Annotated in this window: 4 protein-coding genes; 2 read left to right on the forward strand and 2 right to left on the reverse strand. The window is 75.0% G+C overall.

The window, feature by feature from the left end:
- Both N788_RS10125 and N788_RS10130 read right to left on the reverse strand, forming a co-directional pair.
- The coding region (locus N788_RS10125) for a hypothetical protein (RefSeq protein WP_211250714.1) at window positions 1-481 on the reverse strand (481 nt) is incomplete at its 3' end.
- Between the two features lie 113 nt (window positions 482-594).
- On the reverse strand, window positions 595-1821 hold the full coding sequence (locus tag N788_RS10130) for a S8 family serine peptidase (protein WP_051924557.1): 1227 nt from the start codon (window positions 1819-1821) through the stop codon (window positions 595-597).
- 113 nt (window positions 1822-1934) lie between these two features.
- Here N788_RS10130 and N788_RS10135 point away from each other — a divergent pair, with 113 nt between their 5' ends.
- Together N788_RS10135 and N788_RS10140 are read left to right on the forward strand one after the other, a co-directional pair.
- Window positions 1935-2441 (forward strand): RNA polymerase sigma factor, encoded by a 507-nt coding sequence (locus N788_RS10135; protein WP_034224637.1) that lies wholly within the window; start codon window positions 1935-1937, stop codon window positions 2439-2441.
- Window positions 2438-3072: anti-sigma factor family protein (locus N788_RS10140; RefSeq protein ID WP_051924558.1), on the forward strand; the 635-nt coding region annotated here is incomplete at its 3' end. The genes N788_RS10135 and N788_RS10140, both read left to right, overlap by 4 nt.

The following is a 3072-nucleotide window of genomic DNA, read 5'->3' on the forward strand; positions in this document are numbered from 1 at the left end:
CGCCACCCGCCTGCGCCGGCGGCAGCGCCGGTGCGCTCAGCGGCGCCGGGGCCTGCGGGTCCTGGGGGTCCTGCGCGGGCGGCAGCGGATTGCCGGTCGTCGGCGTGGCGAGCGCGTTGCCGACGTCAGCGGAACCGCCGGCCTCGCCGACCAGGCGGGCGCTGCCTTCGACACTGCCGCGGGCCTGGCCGGCGAGCTGGCCGCCGGCATCACCCAGCGCGTCGCCTGCACGCTCGCGCTCGGTGCGCAGCCGCTCGCGTTCGGCACGCAGCTGGGCGCGACGCTCGGCGAGGGTGCTGCGCAGGGTGTTGGTGCCGCGTCCCAGGGTGTCGCGCGCGCCCAGCCGGTCGGGGCCGGCGAGACTGCCGTTGACGGTGCCATTGACCGAGCCGGTCACGCCCCCGACCAGGGACTGTGCGGAAACGGTGGCGGTGGCGAACACGGCCGAGAACACGGCGAGGGTAAGCAGCTTGCGTTCCATGGCGATCTCCTTCGATGTGCCGCGGACGTTCCGCGGCTTCAAAGGGGTCTACGACCGGGGGCGCCGGATCCTTCCCGCCGGCTTTGGTCGCCGTACAAAAGTTCAGGCGCGGTTTAGTCGCGGAGGTCTTCGTCCGCCAGCACGCCCCAGCCGAAGCGTGGGTCGCGTCCTTTCCTTCCGGCGTCGTGCACGCGGGACGCCAGGGCCTGTTCGACCCGGGCCAGGGTTTGCGGCCCCGGCTCCCCGGCCAGCCGGGCGACGTGCCGCGCAACCCGGGGCGCGGCAAACGAACTGCCGCGCCAGGTGCGCGGCGTCGCGCCGTTGCTCGTGTACAAACCCAGTGCCGCCACGTCCACCTGCGGGCCGCGCGGGGATTCGGGCAGCGGGCGTCCGCGCGCGTCCACCGCGGCCACGCCGATGACACCGGGGTAGGCCGCGGGATAACGCTCGGGAGCGGCGGGACCGTCGTTGCCGACCGCCGCCACCAGCACGTGACCGCGCGCCTGCATGCGGACCACCAGCGCTTCGAGCAGCAGGTTCGGTGGGCCGGCCAGGCTCAGGTTGACCACGGTCACGCCTTCGCCGGCCAGCCAGCCGAATGCTTCCGCGAGGCGGCTGACCGCGCCGCCCGTCGGTTGCCCGCAGTAGATGTCGGCGGCATGCACCTGCACCCCGGGGCCGGACATCAGCACCGCGGCCACCGCGGTGCCGTGCGGATCGGGTGGGGCCTGCAGGCAGCCGGCGCGGCGCAGCTGGCCGGGCCGGATCGCCGGATCGGCGACATCGACGCCGCCGTCCACCAGGCCCAGGCGCACCGGGGCGCCCGTCGGCGGCACCGGCACGGCGTCCGGCGGAACCGGGATCGCCGTCGGATCGCCGGCGCCGAGGTAGACATGGTTGTAGTCGTAGTGGCCGGCTGGGTCGGACTTGCGCAGCTGCCGCAGGGCCCTGCGCAGGGACGTGCGCGGCGGGACCTGCAGCACCACCAGGTCCAGGTCGAGCGGGTGGATGCGCTGGCGCGTGCGCACGCTGAAGCCGGCGGCGCGGGCTGCCGCCAGGGCCTCGTCGGTGGGCGCGATGGCGACCAGTTCGTCGCGAAGCACCAGTGCACCCCGCGGGTCGCGGGCCAGCTCGCGCGGATGCGCGCGCAGCAGCGCGCGCACGCGCGCCGTGGTGCTGGCGATGCGTTCATCGGCCTCGCGCAGGGCCGGCCGGGCCAGGTCGTCCACCGGCACCGGCAGCCGCGGCAGCGGCCCGAGCCCGAGCGCCCAGGCCGGCGCCGCCAGCAGGGCCGGGACCAGGACAAGACAGCATCGCAGGACGTTTCGGGACCGGGTCATGGTTAGCAGTACGTATGAGTGCGGCGTTTCCATCCCGCCGCTTCCGACATCGGGTGCTAGCATCCCGCGGACGTGCGGTGGGATGGAATCGGTGCCCCCGAGCGTATACCCCCATGCATGAACCCAACGCCCCGCCGACGCTGCAGGAAGGATTGCCCGCGCTGCTGCCGCGGCTCCGACGCTTCGCGCGCACGCTTGCCCGCGACCCGGCCGATGCCGACGACCTGGTGCAGCTGGCGCTCGAGCGCGCCTGGGCGCGTGCCGGCCAGTGGCAGCCGGAGCGGGGCCTGGAAGGCTGGGTGTTCGGCATCCTGCGTAATGCCTTCCTCGACGACCAGCGGGCGCGACAGCGCGGCCGGCAGGTGTTCGCCCCCGAAGAGCAGGGCGAACAGGTCGGCGAAAACCCGGACGACGCGCGCGACGCGCAGATGTCGGTGCAATCGGCGATGGCGCGGCTGCCCGAGGAACAGCGCAGCGCGATTGCCCTGGTGCTGGTCGAGGGCCTGTCCTACCGCGAGGCCGCGCAGGCCCTGGACATCCCCGAAGGCACGCTCACCAGTCGCCTGGCCCGCGGCCGCGTGGCGCTGCAGGCCCTGCTGGCCGAAGGAGGTTACCCATGACACCGGATGATCCGCTGCTGATGGCCTACGCCGACGGGCAGCTGCAGGGCGAGCAGGCGGCGCGCGTCCAGGCCGCCATCGACGCCGACCCGGCCCTGGCCGAGGTCGTCGCCCGCCACCGCGCCCTGGCGACCCGGCTGCAACAGGCCTATGCGCCGGTGTTGTACGAACCGGTGCCCGATCGCCTCCAGGCGCTGGCCACCGCGGCGCCGGTTGCCTCGCTGGCGCAGGCCCGTGGGGCCAGGGCCGCGCGGGCGGTGCGGCGTGGTCCCGGTGGCTGGCTGGCGCTGGCGGCGATGCTGGTGGTCGGGCTGGGCGTCGGCTTGCTGCTGGGTCGGCCCGGAGCCGGGCCGGTCGGCACGGGCGAAGACGGTGCGCTGCTTGCGCAGGGCGGACTGGCCGAGGCCCTGCAGACCCGGCTGGCGTCGGAACCGGCGGCGGGCGTCGTCATCGGCCTGAGCTTCCGCGACGACCAGGGACAATGGTGCCGCAGTTTCCACATCGACGACGCGTCCGCGCTTGCCGGCCTGGCCTGCCGCGGCGCCGACGGTCGCTGGCGCCTGCCGGTGCTGGCGACGGCGGCGCCGCAGGACGGCGAACTGGCCCGCGCCTCGGCGGCGATCCCGCCGGC

The sequence above is a fragment of the Arenimonas donghaensis DSM 18148 = HO3-R19 genome (assembly GCF_000743535.1).
GTDB lineage: Bacteria > Pseudomonadota > Gammaproteobacteria > Xanthomonadales > Xanthomonadaceae > Arenimonas > Arenimonas donghaensis.